Here is a 17,840-nt window from a genome sequence, read left to right as displayed (position 1 = left end):
CGTCGATAGATTACATGATTTCGTATAGTTAAAACCCTCAAACGTCTATTGCTTTATAATAAGATAGCATATAGTTTCATCTTTGAAGTGTAGAATTTAAATACCTTTTAAAATGAAATTATATTTAATCATCATCAGTTTATTTTTTGTGCAACTGTCGTTTGCTCAAGAAACATCAACTAAAATTTGGTCGCTTCAAGATTGTATAGATTATGCAATTGAGCATAATATTACGGTAAAAGATGCCGCTTTAGATAAAGACCTTGCCGAAGTAGATTACAGCAAAGCTAAGTCATCTAGACTACCTAATTTATTTGGTAGTGCATCGCAAAGTTTTTCAAATGGAAGTACTATCGATCCAATTACAAGCGATTATGTTACAGATCAAATCCATAGTACAAATGTTGGTATTAATAGTTCGATGACTTTATTTCAAGGTAATCAACTTAGCAACCAAATCAAGCAAAACAAGATTTTATTAGAGCAGAGTATTTTTCTAGAAGAAGTCGAAAAAAATAATATTGTTTTAAACATTTTAGAAGTGTATTTACAAACACTTTATAGTAAAGAAAGTATTGCTATTGCAGAAAATAATGTCGTTGCATCTGAAAAAGAAGTACAACGTGCAAAGGCTAGATTAGATGTAGGTACCATTGCTTTAGGAGATTATACAGAAGCACAAAGTCAAGCAGCAACCAATAAGTATAATGTAATATCTGCTAAAAATAATTACCAGCAATATATCATTCAACTTAAGCAATTATTAGAATTATCTCCTCTAGAAGATATAGAAATTGAAACCATTGATGAAAACATGGATTTAATTAACCTAAACATTGATAAAAATCAATTATACAATAACGCAATAGGTTTTTTACCAGAAGTACAAGCAAGCAATTTAAATATAGCCGCCAACGAAAAAGAGTTAGATATAGCTAAAGGAGGTTTTTTACCAACCTTATCATTAACAGGAAGTATTGGATCTGGTTACACAAGTGTTGATACTAATACATTTTCAGATCAATTTGATATTAATTTCAATCAAAAATTAGGATTGTCATTGTCCATACCAATTTTTAACAGAAATCAAACTAAAGCAGCTGTACAAACAGCATCAATTAACATAGAAAAAGCACAAATACAGAAACAAACAACAGAAAAAGAAGTGTATAAAAAAGTAGCAGCTGCTTATCAAAACGCAGTATCAGCACAAGAACAAGTAATAGCTGCAGAAGCATCAAAAGAAGCAGCATCGCAAAGTTATAAACTAGCACAAAAAAAATACGAGTTAGGTGCTTTAAGTACAACAGATTTAGTAATAAGTCAAAATACATACACTAATGCACAACAAAACTATTTACAGTCTAAATACTTAAATATTTTATACCACGAATTATTACAGTTTTACCAAGGAAACGATATTAAAATTTAATCAACAAAGTCATGAAAAATAAAAAAACATCATAATAAGTAGCATCGTATTAATTGCGATTGCAATTGGTGGTTACAGCTTTTTAAAAAGTGATAACGCCATAATAATAGAAGCTAAAACAGTTACAGCAAAAAAAGCAAATGTAACTACAATGGTAACTGCTACCGGAACTATTGAACCGATCAACCAAGTAGATGTTGGTACACAAGTTTCTGGTGTGGTAGAGAAAATTTATGTTGACTATAACAGTGTTGTTAAAGAAGGGCAACTTATAGCAGAGCTAGATAAAACTAATTTACAAGCGTCAAAAACGCAAGCACAAGCGGCTTATGATAATGCAATTAGTCAGAAAAATTATACTAAAACAATTTACGACAGACAAAAAACATTATACGATAATCAAGTAATTAGTAAATCTGATTTTGATGATGCTGCATATGCTTATCAAACAGCAAAAGGTACGGTAACACAACGTTATTCAGATTTACAATCAGCAATAACAAATTTAGGATATGCTAATATTTACTCTCCTATAGATGGTGTGGTTTTGTCTAGAGATATAGAAGAAGGACAAACAGTGGCTGCAAGTTATAGTACACCCACCTTATTTACTATTGCACAAGATTTAAAAGAAATGCAAGTAGAAGCAGATGTAGATGAGGCAGATATAGGACAAGTTATAGAAGGACAACGTGTAGAGTTTACCGTAGATGCCTACATAGGAGAAACGTTTAATGGTATAGTAACTCAAGTCCGTTTAGATCCTACAGTAACCTCTAATGTAGTGACTTATACTGTAGTTATTAAGGCAGAAAATGAAGATTTAAAACTTAAACCAGGTTTAACAGCTACCATTTCTATTTTCACATTAGAGTTAAATAATGTACTAACAGCAGAAGCTAAAGCTATTAATTTTAAACCAGAGAGAGAAACTTTTACAACGTATAATCAACAACATAAATTAGAGGCAAATACTACTGAAAGATCAAGAGAAAGTAAAACACTTTGGGTGCTAGAATCTAATGGAGCTATTACATCTAAAGTAGTAACACTTGGTGCTAGCGATGGAGTTAATGTTCAAATTTTAAGTGGTGTTAACGAAGGCGATAAATTAGTATACAGTTTAAAAGCAGTATCTAAATCAGAAGCAGAAACTTCAGAAAAAAGTGAAAGCCCATTTATGCCACAACGTCCAGGAGGTAACAGAAAAAAATAAGAAGCCATGAGTAAAGAAATTATTAAAATACAAGATTTAAAGCGCGAATTTACCATGGGAACAGAAACGGTTCATGCGCTTAAGGGTATCTCGTTTGATATTAACGAAGGTGAGTTTGTAACCATAATGGGATCTAGTGGTTCTGGTAAAAGTACGATGCTAAATATTTTAGGATGTTTAGACCAGCCAACTTCTGGTTTGTATGAGATTGATGGGGTTAGCGTAAAAGATTTAGACAGGAATCAATTAGCAACTATTAGGAATGAAAAGATCGGTTTTATTTTTCAATCCTATAATTTATTAGCAAGAACATCTGCTATTGAAAATGTAGAACTTCCATTGTTGTACAACAGTAAAGTTTCGTCTGAAGAACGTAGAGAACGTGCTATTAAAGCTTTACAAATGGTTGGATTAGGTCAACGATTACATCATACACCAGCACAGCTATCCGGAGGACAGCAACAACGTGTAGCTATTGCTAGATCATTAGTTAATAATCCAGTTATGATTTTAGCAGATGAAGCTACAGGAAATTTAGATACGCGTACTTCTTACGAGATTATGTCGTTATTTCAAGAATTAAATAAACAAGGTATTACTATAACATTTGTTACGCACGAACCTGATATTGCTACATTTAGTAGTAGAACTATTGTGTTAAAAGATGGAGAAATTATGCAAGATTATAAAAATCATAACATACAATCTGCAGCAGATGAATTAGCTAAATTACCTAAACAAGACCATTAATTATGAGACTATTAAACTTATTTAAAATAGCAACAAAAGCAATTATTCTTAATAAAACAAGAACCTTGCTTACCATGTTAGGTATTATCATTGGTGTAGCTTCTGTAATTGCGATGCTAGCCATTGGAGAAGGTTCTAAAGAGAGCATACGTACAACTATTTCTGCCATGGGATCTAATATGATAACGATACAGCCAGGAGCAGATAGCAGAGGTCCAGCAAGAGGTAGTGGTGGTGACGTACAAACGTTAACACTTGATAATTATAAAACTATAAAAGAACAATCTAATTTGCTTAGCTACATAACGCCTGTGGTAAATGGTTCAGGTCAAGTTATTAACGGTTCTAACAACTGGCCTTCTTCAATTTATGGCGTAAATCCTGAGTATTTAGATATTAAGGTTGTTGGTTTACAAAGTGGTAGTATGTTTACAGATGCCGAAGTTACTGCTGCTTCTAAAGTTGCAGTAATTGGTCAAACTGTGGTAGAAAACGTGTTTCCTGATGGTCAAGAACCCGTAGGGCAAATGATTCGTTTTAATAATATTCCGTTTAAAGTGATTGGTGTTTTAGAAGAAAAAGGCGAAAACACTTTTGGTCAAGATCAAGATGATGTTGTGGTTGCCCCATACACAACCGTACAAAAACGTATTTTGGCAATAGATCATCTAAACCAAATAATAGCTTCTGCAATTAGCGAAGATGATGCACCAGCAGCAGTAACTCAAGTATCCGAAATTTTAAGAACGGAACATAAATTATTGGATAATGAAGAAGATGATTTTAGTGTACGTTCTATGGAAGAGTTAATTTCTACATTTAGTTCTACCAGTGAAATGCTTACTGTTTTATTAGTTGCAGTAGCTAGTATATCGTTATTAATTGGTGGTATAGGAATTATGAATATTATGTATGTATCTGTAAAAGAACGTACCAAAGAAATTGGATTGCGAATGGCAGTTGGTGGAAAAGGTTCTGATATTTTAATGCAATTTTTAATAGAAGCTATTTTAATAAGTATTACAGGAGGAATTTTAGGTGTTTTATTAGGACTAGGCGCAACTGTATTTATAGAAAAATTCTTAAATTGGCCTACAAGCGTTGCCATGTATTCTATTGTAATTTCGTTTGCAGTATGTGCTGTAACAGGTATCTTTTTTGGATGGTATCCTGCAAGAAAAGCATCGGCTTTAGATCCTATAACAGCTTTACGCTACGAGTAAATTTAATACGATTCTAAAATAGAATTATAGAAAAATAATTGTAATAATTTAAATCGGATAGAAGTATTTTTAAAGTAAGCATTAAAACAATAAAAACTTAACCAATGAGAGAGATATGTCGTTTGCTAATAATAGCATTATTAATAGTTAGCTGTAAAGAAAATAAAACAAAAACAAATGAAGTTGCAAGTACTACTAAAGCTACAAATTACAAAGGAACGGCAAGTGTAACTCAAGGTATAGCAACTACTATTGTTGAAGATCTTTATTCTTGTGAACGTGGACGAAAGACAGATGTTGGTGAAATTATGTCTACAGATGGTAAACAATGGATTGTACCTGCGCAGACAAATTTCACAAATGAAAACTTTCCAAGTTCAGGTGATTTATTTAATGCTTGCGAAGGTAAAAATTATGCAACAGCAGAAGAAGCATTATCTCATTTTGATGCTTCTAAAATTATTGAAATAGATAGTGATGGTACAGTTTTTACAGCTTATGTTTTTGCCGATAATTACTTCGAAATGTATATTAATGGTGTTCCCGTAGGAAAAGACAATGTGCCTTTTACACAATTTAACTCAAGTATTGTAAAATTTAAAGTTCAGAAACCGTTTACAGTAGCAATGAAATTAGTGGATTGGGAAGAAGAACTTGGTATTGGTTGCGAAGCTAATAGAGGTAAAGCTTTCCATAATGGAGATGGTGGAATGGTAGCAGTAATTAAAGATGAGCAAAACAAAATTATTGCAACCACAAATAAAAACTGGAAAGCACAGACGTTTTACACTGCACCAATAAAAGATTTAAGTTGTGTTACAGAAACCGGAAACTATAGGTATTCACAAAATTGTGATACCAATGGAGGACAAGATGGGGCTTCTTTCTACGCTTTACATTGGGCATTACCAAAGGATTGGATGCATACAAATTTTGATGATTCTAATTGGCCAAATGCAACTACGTTTACCAATGAAACCATTGGTGTAGATAATAAACCAGCTTACATTAATTTTACATCTATTTTTGATGCTCCTGAGGAAGATGCAAAATTTATATGGTCCACTAATGTGATTTTAGACAATGAAGTTTTAGTTAGATATACAGTTAAATAAATAGAATTGATATATGATTATAAATAATGTAAACAAACTTTCATCGCTATTATTACTATTGTTTTTAAGTGTTTCTTGTAGCAATAAAAGTAAAGTTGCAAATAATTATGAAGATTTTAAAACAGTTAATCCTGACTTTAAATTAACAAGTAAAGCTGTTAAAAACGGATTTTTATTAGAAGCATATAAATGTGAGAAAAAAGTAAATGATGTTGAGAACTCAATACCACTTTCTTGGTCTAATGTTCCTGAAGGCACAAATTCTCTTGCCATAATAATGTATCATTACCCAAAGAAAGAAGATAAAAGTGAAGTGAATTCTTATTTGTTATTATGGGATATAGATCCAAGTATTACTAAAATCCCTTATAAAATGGCGAATAATCCAAATTGGTTTATGGGTTCTAATAAAGACGGAACAGCTATTTCTTATACTTCGCCATGCTCGCATGGACCAGGAGCTCATGAATACACTATTGCATTATTTGCACTATCTGAAACACCAAAATCACTTCCTAAATCAAATTCATTAGAAGTTAATTATGATACTATTATAGAAGCCATTTCGGAAGTTACCATAATAGACAGAACAACTTTAGATTTTATAGATTAATATAAATAGCCATGAAAAAACTAATTTTATTACTACTAATTCATTTTTTTACGACTAGTATTTATGCGCACGAGCATGGACATAAAACTACAATGAAAGTATGGCACTTTATAAATTCTGAAAAAAACCTAAAAGCAGATTTTATAGAAAAAATAAAGGAAGATGTTTATTTAATGAATGCCGAACACCAAGTTGTAACTTTTAATATTTCTGAGTTCACAAATAATGAGCAGCAATACATTTTAAATAAATCAAACTGGATTCATAACATAAACAGTACACAGAAAACAGAGCAATTATTAATTGTAAATTATTCTCAAATTTTAATCTTTTTGGGTTTTGTTGTTTTACTATGGACGCTATTCAGCCTTAAAAAAGGGAATCGGGTGCAAATTGTTACTTATAGTCTTATTGGAATATCTATTGTTTTAGTAGCTTGTCAAGCTAAAGTTTCTTCTAAAGCCATAAAAATGGCAATTAATAATACATCTTATTTAGAAGCTGTTTTTGGAGTGTTTGATAAAGTAAATACACGTTATGATGATAACTATTTTTACGTAGAATCAAATGGAATACCAGACCACGAAATGATGACGGGTATTACCAATTGGCAACAACAAGTACCTATTAATCACGATTACTCTGGAGACAATGCTTGGGCAATTCCGTTACAACCAGAACTCGCAGAACAATCTTTATCTACAAAAAATAATTTTATGAAAGGAGCTATTGCTATTGGAGCAAATGGCATTCCAATATTTAATCCTTTAAATAATAGAGGAGAAGATGCTAATGTTATAGGAGAATTAGATAAATGGGGAGGACATTGCGGAAGAGCAGACGATTATCATTATCATTTACCACCAACACATTTACAAGCTAAAGTAGGAAGTAATAAACCTATTGCGTATGCCTTAGATGGCTTTCCAGTGTTTAGAGAAACTAATGAAGCATTAGACGAAAATTTAGGACGATTTACATCAGATAGTACATATCAGTATCACGCAGTTAAAGAATATCCTTATTTAATTGCAGCCATGAAAGGTAAAGTAAAAATAAATCCTAAAACAAAAGCTCCAGAAAATGAAATTATGCCTCAAGCCAAAACAAGAGGAGTGAGACCAGATTTAAGACCTTTACGTGGTGCAGAAATTATTAGTTTTAAAAACATGGAAACAAACCAATTCATTCTAAAATATAAAATAGATACAAGTATTTACAGTATAAATTATGGTTGGGATACTAATGGGAATTATAATTACGAATTTATAAATTCAGATGGAACATCAACAAATTCTATTTACAAAAGAAAGTAAAAAAAATGCTCCATTACGGTTAAAGTATTTTAATTAAATACTAGAAAATTTCATCGTTAAAATCCTTGTATTGGTATAGTAAATCATCCAAATCATCAATAACATTAAAAATAAACAATAATAAAATTTACCTTTGATTGGTATCTTAATTAATATTTACTTGAGATTATTATCCTAAAAGTTATCACTATAGCATTAATAGTATGCACTGTGTAAAAATTAGATAGATAAGATTAATAAATTAGAATTTTATGTATAAAAATAAAACCATTACAATCTCTTTACATATTCTTGTATGGCTAACATTATTTTGCTTGCCTTACTTGTTGTCTTATGGACAAGATCAAGAATTGGATAGGGTTAAAGCACACTTCTGGATTCCATTGTTTTTTTCAGCAATAATCTTCTACCTTAATTATTTTGAATTAGTAGATCGCTATTTGTTTCCAAAAAATGCTACAATTTATCATAATAAATTTAGTGTTAGTGCTATTTTTCTTGTTTCTAAAAGAATATATCGAAGACCATTATTTTCAGCAATTAGTAAAAAAACGATTAGAAAATACTAGAAGAACAGAGCCACCATTTAGAATAGCTATTTACATCCAAATATTAACCTATATGGCTCCATTATTTTTTGCAATTGCTCTTAAAAGTACCCAACGTTGGGTTAAAACAGAAGCACAACGAAAAGAAGCTGCAAATTTTAAACTACAATCTGAGTTACAACATTTACACTATCAATTACAACCACATTTCTTTTTTAATTCTTTAAATAATATATATGCTATGGTAGATATTTCGCCAGATCAAGCGAAAACATCTATTCATAGTTTAAGTAAATTAATGCGTTATATGTTGTATGAAACGAATGTGGAATCTATTCTTTTATCAAAGGAAATCGATTTTATGAAAAAATATATAGACTTAATGAAGCTACGTGTTTCAGATAAAACAGTAGTTAATTATAGTTTTCCTGTAAAAGAAACAGGTATAAAAATTGCGCCTTTATTATTTATATCCTTAATCGAGAATGCTTTTAAACATGGTGTGTCTGCAAGTAATGAAAGTTTAATATCTATAGATATGACTTGCTCTGAAAATACAGTTACTTTTAACATAGAAAACGATAATTACCCAAAACTTACCCAAGATAAAAGCGGTTCTGGTATAGGGTTACAAAACATAGTAAAACGTTTAGAGTTATTATACCCTAATAAACATGAGTTTAAAACAACACTAAAAGCTGATCGTTTTTTAGTACATTTAGAAATCGAAACAAGCTAAAAAATGAGTACTAAAAAAATAACATGTATTGTTGTAGATGATGAACCTATGGCACTTAATTTAGTAGAAAGTTATGTTGAAAAAACGCCATTTCTTGAGCTAAAAAAGAAGTGTAGTAGCGCTATTGAAGCTATGGAATTTATAAAAAAAGAACCAGTAGATTTACTTTTTTTAGATATACAAATGCCAGATTTAACAGGTATTGAATTCTCAAAAATGCTTCCTAAGGAAACACGAGTAATTTTCACTACAGCCTTCGATCATTATGCTTTAGAAGGTTTTAAAGTAGAAGCTATAGATTACCTTTTAAAACCTTTTGATTATGCGGAGTTTCTTGCAGCTGCAAATAAAGCTAACACTTGGTTTGAATTAGTAAAAGGAAAGAAGCAGCCTTTAGTTTCTGAAGAAAAAGAATTTCTTTTTGTAAAATCAGAATATAAACAATTACGCATTAAGCTTGCAGATGTTTTATATTTTGAAGGCTTAAAGGATTATATCAAAATCTGGTTAAAAGACAACCCTAAAGCTATTTTAACTTTGATGAGCTTAAAATCTTTAGAAGAGGAATTGCCAGAATCACAATTTATGCGCGTACATCGTTCTTTTATAGTATCTCTAAATAATATTGATGTTATTGAACGTAGCCAAATAATAATAAATGAGCAACGCATAACAGTTTCAGAACATTACAAACCAAAATTTTTAGAATTCATCAATAATAATTCTCTTTAAAAGCGCATAGTTCTAGTTTCGTCTATACATTTACTTAAATGGTATAGAAATTATAAGTGTTTGTAGATTGTTTTTTCTATTTAATAAATAAGAAATACTTTTGCACAGTAATTAATAAAACAGATATAAATCATGAAAAAAATTATATTATCATTAGCTTTAGCTTCAACAATATTAAGTTGTAATAGTGTAAAAAATATGAATACATCAAATATTTCAGACGCAGCAACATTATTAAGTTCTTTAAGCTCTAATTCTACAGTACAGCAAATATCAAGTCTTTTTACTTTATTAGATAGTAATAATGATGAGGCAATTAGTTCTACAGAAGCAATAGGTTCTGTTTCAGATAACTTCAACACATTAGATACCGATAATAATTCTAGTTTAAATCTTACAGAATTAACAGGTTTATTAGGTTTATTAAAATAAAAGATAAAACCTCCTTTTATAAAAAAAGACATGCTATAATAGCATGTCTTTTTTTATTTTACTTGTTTTCTTACCGCATATATCTATACAATCTTTTAATTGGTAGATACAATTTAAGCAACTGTCTATTTATTTTTTTATAAAGAATAATACAAATACCTTTAAACTATCAATGTTAAAAGAAGTCTTAATATTGAAAAAAGAAGTTTAACCTTTAAATTTTAAAAAGCATGAAAACATTTATAAAAACATTTGTTTTACCATCGTTATTTATGGTGGCATTTACAACACAGGTAATAGGGCAAACAAAAAGAATTACTAAAACAAGTAATAAGAAAGTAACAACAACTACTAAACGTACAGTTGCTAAGCGTGTACCAAGCACAAAAGTAACATATAAAACACCCAAGCGAAAAGTAGCTTCGGTAAGAACAGTACCTAACAGAACAGTGGTACCTTATAAAGGTCAAAATTATTATTACGCTAATAATAAGTATTATACACAGTCTAGAGGTCGTTATATCGTTATAGCTCCAAAAGTTGGATTTAAAATTAAAACGTTACCAGTAAATTATAAAAGAGTAAATTTTAATAATCATAATTATTACAATGCGCATGGTGTCTTTTATATTCAAATAAATAATGAATACGAAGTTGTAGATCCAGAAATTGGTACTATAGTTTATGAGTTACCAGATGATTATGAAAAGGTTGTTGTTAATAATGAAACCTTCTATGAATATGCAAATATTTTATACGAGAAAGTTCAAGTAGATGGTACCAGAGCTTATGAAGTTGTTGGTATTATTGAGATGGAATAGTTACGTTTGATTTTGGTTGATTGATTTGTAACATGAAAAAAGGATAATGTAAAAGTTATCCTTTTTTCTATTTTAAAAATATTGTTTTTTAATGTTTTTAGGATCCACTGGTTTAGTTTCAGAAATAAATTTCATAAACAAATAAACACCTACATAATGGCAAATAATATTTATAACTGTAAAAGTTTGGTTGTGAAAAAAGTATTCATTTATTGGCGATAATCCAATTTGAAACAAAGAGAATAATCCTGATGCAAGTAAAATAGTTCCGTTTTTGTAATTATTATTATGATAGACAATTGCAAAAGTGACTGCATATACCAAAACAGATATAGCACAAATAAACATGTAAATCTGACTACTGTTAGGGATTTTATCTAATAATAACTCGATAACAGCATAGGTTATATAAACGACTAAAAAACCTCCAATTACAGATGGTATAGTTAGTAAAGACTTTAATTTACTATGAATTAAATATTTTTTTAATAAAAACGTATATAATATTAAATATAGAGAGGTTAATAAGCATATTACCCCAAAATAGTCATCAAAAGAGTAAAATGTCAAAAAATTAATGCTAAATAAAGCTACTAGAGCTGTTAAAAATAATGGATTAACATTTGTTTTAACAACGCTAATGTATTTTAAAAATATTGTAACTATAACTACCGGACAAATATATAATAAATTGCTTTTTTCCATTGTTAGGCTCATGCCAACCGCAATAAATAAAGCAATAACAAACAGTATGTCAAAAATTGGAAGTTTAGTTTTTAGCATTAGTATCAATAAATGAATAAATCTATACAATCAAATATAAATATTTACTTAGCAATAAATTAAGTTAATTTTAATTTAGAATCAATCTTTAACTATCATAAGATACGGTATGTAAGTGTATTTATTTGATATTATGTTTTTTAAGTTTCTGATTTTCAAAATTAATCTTTTATAAAAATTACTTCAGAATAGTAATTAATAGACTCAAAGAATTTAATTCAAAAATTACGATAATATTAAGAAAGATTTTCAATTAAAGGCCTTTAATTTGGTGGCTTATTCTTTATAACTTAAAGAAAGTACTTATGATGACAAACAAAATGATTGGTATAGTTGGTGGAGTAGGTAGCTACGCAGGAATCGACTTAATAAAAAAGGTGTACGATTTAACCGAAGCAACTTCAGATCAAGACCATTTACCAGTTTCAATGTTGTCTGTGCCTCATAAAATTATTGATAGAACAAAATTTCTTTTAGGAGAAACCGATACTAATCCTGGTATAGCTATAGCAGAAATTATAGCCTCTTTAATAGCAAGTGGATCTTCTATTATTGGTATTCCTTGTAATACAGCTCACGCCAAACCTATTTTAAATTTAATTGAAAAAAGTATTCCTGAATCTTGTGTTTTAGTCAATTTAATTGAAGAAGTAGGGCTTTATATTTCCACAAAGCATCCAGAAATTAATAAAGTCGGAGTTTTAGGTACCACAGGAACTATTCTAGCAAAAGTATATCCTGAAGTTTTGTCTAAATATAACATTGAGGTTATTCAACCTTCTGAAGATATTCAGGATTTATTTGTACATCCATCAATTTATGATACATCCTACGGTATTAAAGCTTTTTCAAATCCTGTAAATGAAAAGGCAAAAGAAAACTTAAGTATGGCAGCGACCTATTTGTCAAGAAAAGGAGCACAAGCTGTGATTTTGGGTTGCACTGAAATTCCGTTAGCCATCCAATACGAAAAAATTGAAGATAGTTTAATAATTGATGCTACAACCGTTTTAGCAAGTGCTTTAATTAGAGAATCTAAAAAGATGGAACAATTAGTTAAACGCTTATTTTGGGCGAGCAACTACCACGTTTCAACATCATATACTCTCCATTATTTTTAAATTCACGTATAGAAGTTCCAGCGTAACGTTTAAAAGTTTTAGACAAATGGCTAACGTCTGTAAAACCCAATTCATCAGCAATTTGTGTTAATGTAAAATCGGAATTCAATAAACGAATTTCAACTAATTTTAGCTTCGCTTTTATAATATATTCGCGTAACGACATGTTTACTTGTTTCTTAAAAAATTCGCTAACGTAAGTTGAAGACATCATAAAAACATCTGCTAAATTTTCAATTTTAAGCAGTTCTGTTTTGTCAATGTTTTCGTTTATATAAGTTAGCATTTTAGTAATTCTGTCGTCATTACTATGATTTGGTACTTCGTAATAACGACTCTTTTTAATATTTCTAATTAACAACTCTAAAACGCTATTCATTAGGCTGGTAACAAGGTTTGCCGAAGTGTTTTCGTGATTTCTAGACTCTTGCAAAATCATGCTAATCAAACTAGTTAAATGGCTTCTATCAATTTCATTTTTAATAATATCACCAGGTAATTGATTGTAATTAGACAAAATGTATGAAGCTTCTTTAAACCATTCGTTTCTATCAATATTTATTCTATTTACATTTTTAAAAAACGAATCTGTAAATTTTAAAAACACAAAACGCGTTGGTTTTACAATAGTAAAAGAGTGACACTTTAAAGGTGGCAATAAAAATATACTGTCTTTTGTATAACTATAATCGTTATAATTTATGCACTGTGTACCTTCTCCATCTTGTATTAAAACCAGTTCGAAGAAATTATTTTTAACAGGACGTTGTTTCCAAGTTTTTAATTCTATTTCTTGTATTTCAAAAGGTTTATAAGCTTCTAATACTTGCATAATTATATTTTTTATGAATAATCAAGTGTAAATCTAGATAAATATTCATTTAATTACTGTTAATTCGATATTAAAACCTTTTAAAGTACATAATTATCCTTTTTATTTACCTTAACACCTTAAGTTTCTAGAATTGGTTTAACTTATAAATGTCTATTTTTACATAAAAACATATCTTTTGTATTTAAAATATATTAAAAAGCATAGTATTTTAACCGTTTCTATAAGCATTATTTTTGTTTGTAGTTTCATCGTGTTTTTTGCAACCGAAGCTAGTTACAACGCTATAGATCGTGCTTCTTTATGGGTTAGAAACTATTTTGGATATTTTTATTTATACTTAGGTTTAGCTTGTGTCTTAGCATTATTTGCTCTTGCTTTTTCAAAATACGGGAAGATAAAATTAGGAAAACCAAATACCAAACCTGAATACTCGCTTTGGTCTTGGATTGCTATGTTATATAGTGCAGGAATGGGTTCTGGTATATTGCTACGTGCAGTACAAGAACCCGTTTTTATGCAACAAAATCCACCATTTAAATCTAATTTATCTAATAATATTTTGGCATTAGAATTCACTTTTTATCAATGGGGATTTACTGCTTGGGCATTTTATGGACTTTTTGCTGTAGTTGTTGGTTATGCTTTACATGTAAAGAAAAAGAAAGTGCGAATAAGTGCCACAATAGAAGATCATATAAAAAATAAAAGTGTTAAAAATGGAGTAGACGTTATAACAATAATTACAACGGTTTTTGGTTTAATTGCTGCAATTGGCTTAGGGACAACACAAATTAATGGTGGACTTAACCATATGTTTAATAATAGTTTTGGACTATCAGCAACTATTTTACTTTGTGTTTTTATTGCTACAGTTGCCTGTTATTCTGCGTGGCAAGGTGTAAATAAAGGTATTAAGATATTTTCTAAAGTCAATATTATTGTCACATCGTTAATCTTGATTTTTGTGTTTGTAACCAATAATATGCAAGTGAGTTTATTATCATTTTGCAAAGCAACATTTTATTATATCATAGATTTTATTCCTTTAAGTTTAGCTTTTGGAGATTACAATCCTGGTTTAGAATTTTTAACCGGTTGGACCTTTTATTATTGGGCTTTTTGGTTAGCTTGGGCACCTTTTACAGGTATTTTTATTGCACGTATTTCTAAAGGAAGAACAATAAGGCAATTGTTATTAGGTGTGTTGATTATTCCGTCCATCGGAACTTTCTTTTGGTTTTCGGTTTTTGGAACTTCAGCTTTTAATTTAATTGAAACTTGGGGAGCGTATAACAACGAATTCGGAAATGTATTCAGCTCTATTTTTGTGTTTTTCGAGCAGTATCCGTTTGCTACCGTTTTAAATATTACCTCGATATTTTTATTAATCAGTTTTCTTATAACTTCAGTCGATTCTGCTGTTTTTGTACTCAGTATGTTTACAGATCAAGGTCGTAAAAACCCAAATAAATTACATCGTGTCATTTGGTCAGTCTTCATTTTAATTGCAACAATCGCTTTAGTGTTTTTAGGTAATATAAAAGCAAATATTAATGTTTTAGAAGCAGTACAACGCTTGCTAATTATCACTTCGTTGCCTTTTGCATTCTTTATTGTGGTTATGTTTTTCTTCTTTTTAAAAGATGTTTATAAGAAAGGTTAGCTAATATGAAAACATTTAATCAACCCGATTTATTTTCTACTGAAGAAGTCCGTAAAACAATATACGATTTACCAGGAGCAGATGTTACTTTATTCGAAAATTTCTTCACTATAGAAGAAAGCAATAAATTGTATAAAACTTTACTAAAAAACACGCCTTGGCAACAAGAGCAAATTACAATTCATGGAAAATTAATTGATTATCCAAGATTAACTGCGTGGTTTGGTAATGAGGAAAAAGATGTAACGTACACCAAAACTAAAAGCAAAATACATTTATGGAATGACGATTTACTTTTCATTAAACAACGCATAGAGCAGGAGGTAGACGTTAAATTTACGAGATGTTTACTTAACTATTACAGAGATGGAAATGATAGTGTAGATTGGCATCAAGATTATAAAGGTGAGCAACGCAAAAATACTATTATTGCTTCTGTTACTTTTGGAGAAACGCGACCGTTTCAGTTAAAACACGTCTCTCGTAAAGATTTAAAACGTGTAGATATTCCTCTAGCTCATGGTAGTTTATTACTCATGCAAGGCGCTACTCAACAAAATTGGAAACACAAGATACCTAAAACAAAAAAACAAATTCAGCCTAGAATAAATCTAACTTTTAGATGGATTAATTAGATTTTAATCTTGTATTAATAAAGGTTTAGCATTTAGTTAATGTACGTTTAAGCGTCAAAAAACTGTTGTTTTTACCCGTTTTAGGAAAATTTTAAGAAAAAACCACAAATAAACCTCTTTTTGTACCTGTATTACCTTTTTTTGTACACTAAAAAAAGATGTATGTGTACATACCTTTGCTGTGTAATTATTAATCAACTCATAAAAACACATACAAATGAATTTAAAAGAAATTTTAAACTGGAGATACACAACTAAGGAATACGATGCAAGCAAAAAAATATCGGATGCAGATATGGCTGAAATCAAAAACTTATTAAGAATGAGCCCATCGAGTGTGAACTTACAACCTTGGCATTTTATAGTAGCTGAAACTACAGAAGGTAAAGCACGTGTTGCAAAAGGAACACAAGGCTTCTTCAGTTTTAACGAACCTAAAGTAACTAATGCTTCTGCAGTAGTTTTGTTTTGTGTAAAAACGGATGCAGATGATCCGTATTACCAACATATTGCAGATACTGAAGATAAAAATGGAAGATTTCCAAATGAAGATATAAAAAACGGATTTCTAGGTGCTGTTAAAGCGTTTGCAGGTATACATAAGTATGATTTAAAAGATCAACAACACTGGATGGAAAAGCAAGTGTATCTAAACATTGGTAGCTTTTTATTAGGTGTTGCCAGTTTAGGTATAGATGCTACACCAATGGAAGGTATTGATGTAAAAGCACTAGATGAAGAATTCGGGTTAAGAGAAAAAGGTTTCACAGCTTTAGTTGCTGTTTCTATAGGTTACAGAGCCGAATCTGACTTTAATTCAACAGACAAAACACCAAAATCTAGATTAGCCGAAAGCGAATTATTTACTGAAATATAAATAGTATTGGTTTTTTAAATTTTAATTATAAGATGTAATATTATGATTAACACAAAGAAGCAACCAAATTACTTTGGTTGCTCTTTGTGTTTACTAAATCTAAGCATATAACAATAAACATAAGCTTATTAATTTTTAGAGAGTCGCTATTAATGAAAAAATTAAAGAGTAATTGGTACAATATTTTTTGAACATCTATAAAATTGATTTATAAAAAGAGATTACATAACGTATTTTAAAAAATACAGATTAGAAGTATTTCTTTTTTAAATTTTCTTTTTGAATAATTTTTGTTTCAGCTATAAACTTCATGCATAAATATATTGATGCAATGTGAGTTATGGTAATCAAAACGGTAAAGGTTTGTGAGAAGTATACAAACTCGTTAATTGATGTTAAAGCAATATGAAACATACTAAATATGCCAGATGTTAATATTAATGTGGCATTATCATAATAGTCGTTTATATAAATAATAGCACATGATACAACATAGCCAATTAATATAAAAGTAACTATAATAGTGTACACTAGATTTTTTTGTTAGGTGTTCAATAATTAAATCTAATACAGAATATATTATGTAACTTGTCAATAGTAGACCAATTAAAACAGATAAAAACAAAATATTTTCTAATTTAGATTTCTTTATATATTGTTTCAATATAAAACTACTACAAATTAGATAAGTAGATGTTAATATACTTATCCACGAAAATAATTTATCAAAATCACTAAAAGTCAATATGTCAGAAATAATAATTGCTATTAATCCTATTACAAACAAATAGTTAGGTTTACCTTTAGTTAGGTTAATATATTTTAGTAATAATGTAAAAATTACAACAGGTGTAAAATAGATTAGTGTATTTTTTTCCATTACAACACTAATTAAAATAGTTACTGCAAAACTTAAATAAAATAAAACATCATATATATAACCTTTTTGTTTAATAAAATTTAAATAAATTGATTTTAAGTTAAACATT

At 29.5% G+C, this 17,840-nt stretch carries 18 protein-coding genes; 15 read left to right on the top strand and 3 right to left on the bottom strand.

What is annotated here, in order from left to right:
* Positions 1-112 precede the first annotated feature (112 nt).
* The 11 genes from AC0L4B_RS12460 to AC0L4B_RS12410 all read left to right on the top strand — a co-directional run bounded on the left by AC0L4B_RS12460 (position 113) and on the right by AC0L4B_RS12410 (position 10,937).
* Positions 113-1,432: a TolC family protein gene (locus tag AC0L4B_RS12460; protein ID WP_473437210.1), complete on the top strand. Its 1,320-nt coding sequence runs from the start codon at positions 113-115 to the stop codon at positions 1,430-1,432.
* A gap of 28 nt (positions 1,433-1,460) precedes the next feature.
* On the top strand, positions 1,461-2,648 hold the full coding sequence (locus AC0L4B_RS12455; RefSeq protein ID WP_473439442.1) for an efflux RND transporter periplasmic adaptor subunit: 1,188 nt from the start codon (positions 1,461-1,463) through the stop codon (positions 2,646-2,648).
* A gap of 6 nt (positions 2,649-2,654) precedes the next feature.
* The gene (locus AC0L4B_RS12450; RefSeq protein WP_473437209.1) at positions 2,655-3,398 is read left to right on the top strand and encodes an ABC transporter ATP-binding protein; all 744 of its coding nucleotides are present in this window, start codon (positions 2,655-2,657) and stop codon (positions 3,396-3,398) included.
* A gap of 2 nt (positions 3,399-3,400) precedes the next feature.
* The gene (locus tag AC0L4B_RS12445; RefSeq protein WP_473437208.1) at positions 3,401-4,621 is read left to right on the top strand and encodes an ABC transporter permease; all 1,221 of its coding nucleotides are present in this window, start codon (positions 3,401-3,403) and stop codon (positions 4,619-4,621) included.
* Between the two features lie 104 nt (positions 4,622-4,725).
* Complete coding sequence (locus AC0L4B_RS12440) at positions 4,726-5,736, top strand: hypothetical protein (RefSeq protein ID WP_473437207.1); 1,011 nt, start codon at positions 4,726-4,728, stop codon at positions 5,734-5,736.
* 13 nt (positions 5,737-5,749) lie between these two features.
* Complete coding sequence (locus tag AC0L4B_RS12435) at positions 5,750-6,349, top strand: YbhB/YbcL family Raf kinase inhibitor-like protein (RefSeq protein WP_473437206.1); 600 nt, start codon at positions 5,750-5,752, stop codon at positions 6,347-6,349.
* Between the two features lie 11 nt (positions 6,350-6,360).
* Complete coding sequence (locus AC0L4B_RS12430; protein ID WP_473437205.1) at positions 6,361-7,665, top strand: YHYH protein; 1,305 nt, start codon at positions 6,361-6,363, stop codon at positions 7,663-7,665.
* Between the two features lie 453 nt (positions 7,666-8,118).
* Positions 8,119-8,952 carry a sensor histidine kinase gene (locus tag AC0L4B_RS12425; protein ID WP_473437204.1) on the top strand — a complete coding sequence of 278 codons (834 nt, stop codon included), beginning with the start codon at positions 8,119-8,121 and terminating at the stop codon, positions 8,950-8,952.
* Positions 8,953-8,955: 3 nt separating this feature from the next.
* Positions 8,956-9,684, top strand: coding sequence for a LytR/AlgR family response regulator transcription factor (locus AC0L4B_RS12420; protein ID WP_473437203.1), 729 nt, complete (start codon positions 8,956-8,958; stop codon positions 9,682-9,684).
* A 132-nt stretch (positions 9,685-9,816) separates the two neighbouring features.
* Entirely contained in the window at positions 9,817-10,116 is a 300-nt protein-coding gene (locus AC0L4B_RS12415; RefSeq protein ID WP_473437202.1) for a hypothetical protein, read from the top strand.
* 230 nt (positions 10,117-10,346) lie between these two features.
* Entirely contained in the window at positions 10,347-10,937 is a 591-nt protein-coding gene (locus AC0L4B_RS12410; RefSeq protein ID WP_473437201.1) for a DUF6515 family protein, read from the top strand.
* A gap of 72 nt (positions 10,938-11,009) precedes the next feature.
* Here the strand turns inward: AC0L4B_RS12410 and AC0L4B_RS12405 are convergent, their stop codons facing one another.
* Complete coding sequence (locus tag AC0L4B_RS12405; protein ID WP_473437200.1) at positions 11,010-11,720, bottom strand: hypothetical protein; 711 nt, start codon at positions 11,718-11,720, stop codon at positions 11,010-11,012.
* A 305-nt stretch (positions 11,721-12,025) separates the two neighbouring features.
* Here AC0L4B_RS12405 and AC0L4B_RS12400 point away from each other — a divergent pair, with 305 nt between their 5' ends.
* On the top strand, positions 12,026-12,841 hold the full coding sequence (locus AC0L4B_RS12400; protein WP_473437199.1) for an aspartate/glutamate racemase family protein: 816 nt from the start codon (positions 12,026-12,028) through the stop codon (positions 12,839-12,841).
* Here AC0L4B_RS12400 and AC0L4B_RS12395 read toward each other — a convergent pair.
* Positions 12,777-13,673 (bottom strand): AraC family transcriptional regulator, encoded by an 897-nt coding sequence (locus AC0L4B_RS12395; RefSeq protein WP_473437198.1) that lies wholly within the window; start codon positions 13,671-13,673, stop codon positions 12,777-12,779. The two genes, AC0L4B_RS12400 and AC0L4B_RS12395, sit on opposite strands and share 65 nt — an antisense overlap.
* A 178-nt stretch (positions 13,674-13,851) precedes the next feature.
* Here AC0L4B_RS12395 and AC0L4B_RS12390 point away from each other — a divergent pair, with 178 nt between their 5' ends.
* From AC0L4B_RS12390 to nfsB, 3 genes are all read left to right on the top strand, one after another.
* On the top strand, positions 13,852-15,339 hold the full coding sequence (locus tag AC0L4B_RS12390) for a BCCT family transporter (RefSeq protein ID WP_473437197.1): 1,488 nt from the start codon (positions 13,852-13,854) through the stop codon (positions 15,337-15,339).
* Positions 15,340-15,344: 5 nt separating this feature from the next.
* A complete protein-coding gene (locus AC0L4B_RS12385; RefSeq protein ID WP_473437196.1) occupies positions 15,345-15,974 on the top strand; it encodes an alpha-ketoglutarate-dependent dioxygenase AlkB family protein in 630 nt (209 codons plus the stop codon).
* Positions 15,975-16,191: 217 nt separating this feature from the next.
* Entirely contained in the window at positions 16,192-16,851 is a 660-nt protein-coding gene (gene nfsB / locus AC0L4B_RS12380) for an oxygen-insensitive NAD(P)H nitroreductase (RefSeq protein WP_473437195.1), read from the top strand.
* A 249-nt stretch (positions 16,852-17,100) separates the two neighbouring features.
* Here nfsB and AC0L4B_RS12375 read toward each other — a convergent pair whose 3' ends face one another.
* Positions 17,101-17,382, bottom strand: coding sequence for a hypothetical protein (locus tag AC0L4B_RS12375; RefSeq protein WP_473437194.1), 282 nt, complete (start codon positions 17,380-17,382; stop codon positions 17,101-17,103).
* Positions 17,383-17,840 lie beyond the last annotated feature (458 nt).

This window comes from Olleya sp. NP1-10, assembly GCF_055804415.1.
This window is presented reverse-complemented; position numbering and strand designations above follow the sequence as displayed.

What these genes read in the sequence shown, in the direction of transcription:
- nfsB (WP_473437195.1), top strand. Translation starts at nt 16,192, where the DNA reads ATGAATTTAAAAGAAATTTTAAACTGGAGATACACAACTAAGGAATAC.
- AC0L4B_RS12395 (WP_473437198.1), bottom strand. Translation starts at nt 13,673, where the DNA reads ATGCAAGTATTAGAAGCTTATAAACCTTTTGAAATACAAGAAATAGAA.
- AC0L4B_RS12430 (WP_473437205.1), top strand. Translation starts at nt 6,361, where the DNA reads ATGAAAAAACTAATTTTATTACTACTAATTCATTTTTTTACGACTAGT.
- AC0L4B_RS12410 (WP_473437201.1), top strand. Translation starts at nt 10,347, where the DNA reads ATGAAAACATTTATAAAAACATTTGTTTTACCATCGTTATTTATGGTG.
- AC0L4B_RS12450 (WP_473437209.1), top strand. Translation starts at nt 2,655, where the DNA reads ATGAGTAAAGAAATTATTAAAATACAAGATTTAAAGCGCGAATTTACC.
- AC0L4B_RS12415 (WP_473437202.1), top strand. Translation starts at nt 9,817, where the DNA reads ATGAAAAAAATTATATTATCATTAGCTTTAGCTTCAACAATATTAAGT.
- AC0L4B_RS12400 (WP_473437199.1), top strand. Translation starts at nt 12,026, where the DNA reads ATGATGACAAACAAAATGATTGGTATAGTTGGTGGAGTAGGTAGCTAC.
- AC0L4B_RS12460 (WP_473437210.1), top strand. Translation starts at nt 113, where the DNA reads ATGAAATTATATTTAATCATCATCAGTTTATTTTTTGTGCAACTGTCG.
- AC0L4B_RS12445 (WP_473437208.1), top strand. Translation starts at nt 3,401, where the DNA reads ATGAGACTATTAAACTTATTTAAAATAGCAACAAAAGCAATTATTCTT.
- AC0L4B_RS12385 (WP_473437196.1), top strand. Translation starts at nt 15,345, where the DNA reads ATGAAAACATTTAATCAACCCGATTTATTTTCTACTGAAGAAGTCCGT.
- AC0L4B_RS12420 (WP_473437203.1), top strand. Translation starts at nt 8,956, where the DNA reads ATGAGTACTAAAAAAATAACATGTATTGTTGTAGATGATGAACCTATG.
- AC0L4B_RS12425 (WP_473437204.1), top strand. Translation starts at nt 8,119, where the DNA reads ATGCTACAATTTATCATAATAAATTTAGTGTTAGTGCTATTTTTCTTG.
- AC0L4B_RS12435 (WP_473437206.1), top strand. Translation starts at nt 5,750, where the DNA reads ATGATTATAAATAATGTAAACAAACTTTCATCGCTATTATTACTATTG.
- AC0L4B_RS12405 (WP_473437200.1), bottom strand. Translation starts at nt 11,720, where the DNA reads ATGCTAAAAACTAAACTTCCAATTTTTGACATACTGTTTGTTATTGCT.
- AC0L4B_RS12440 (WP_473437207.1), top strand. Translation starts at nt 4,726, where the DNA reads ATGAGAGAGATATGTCGTTTGCTAATAATAGCATTATTAATAGTTAGC.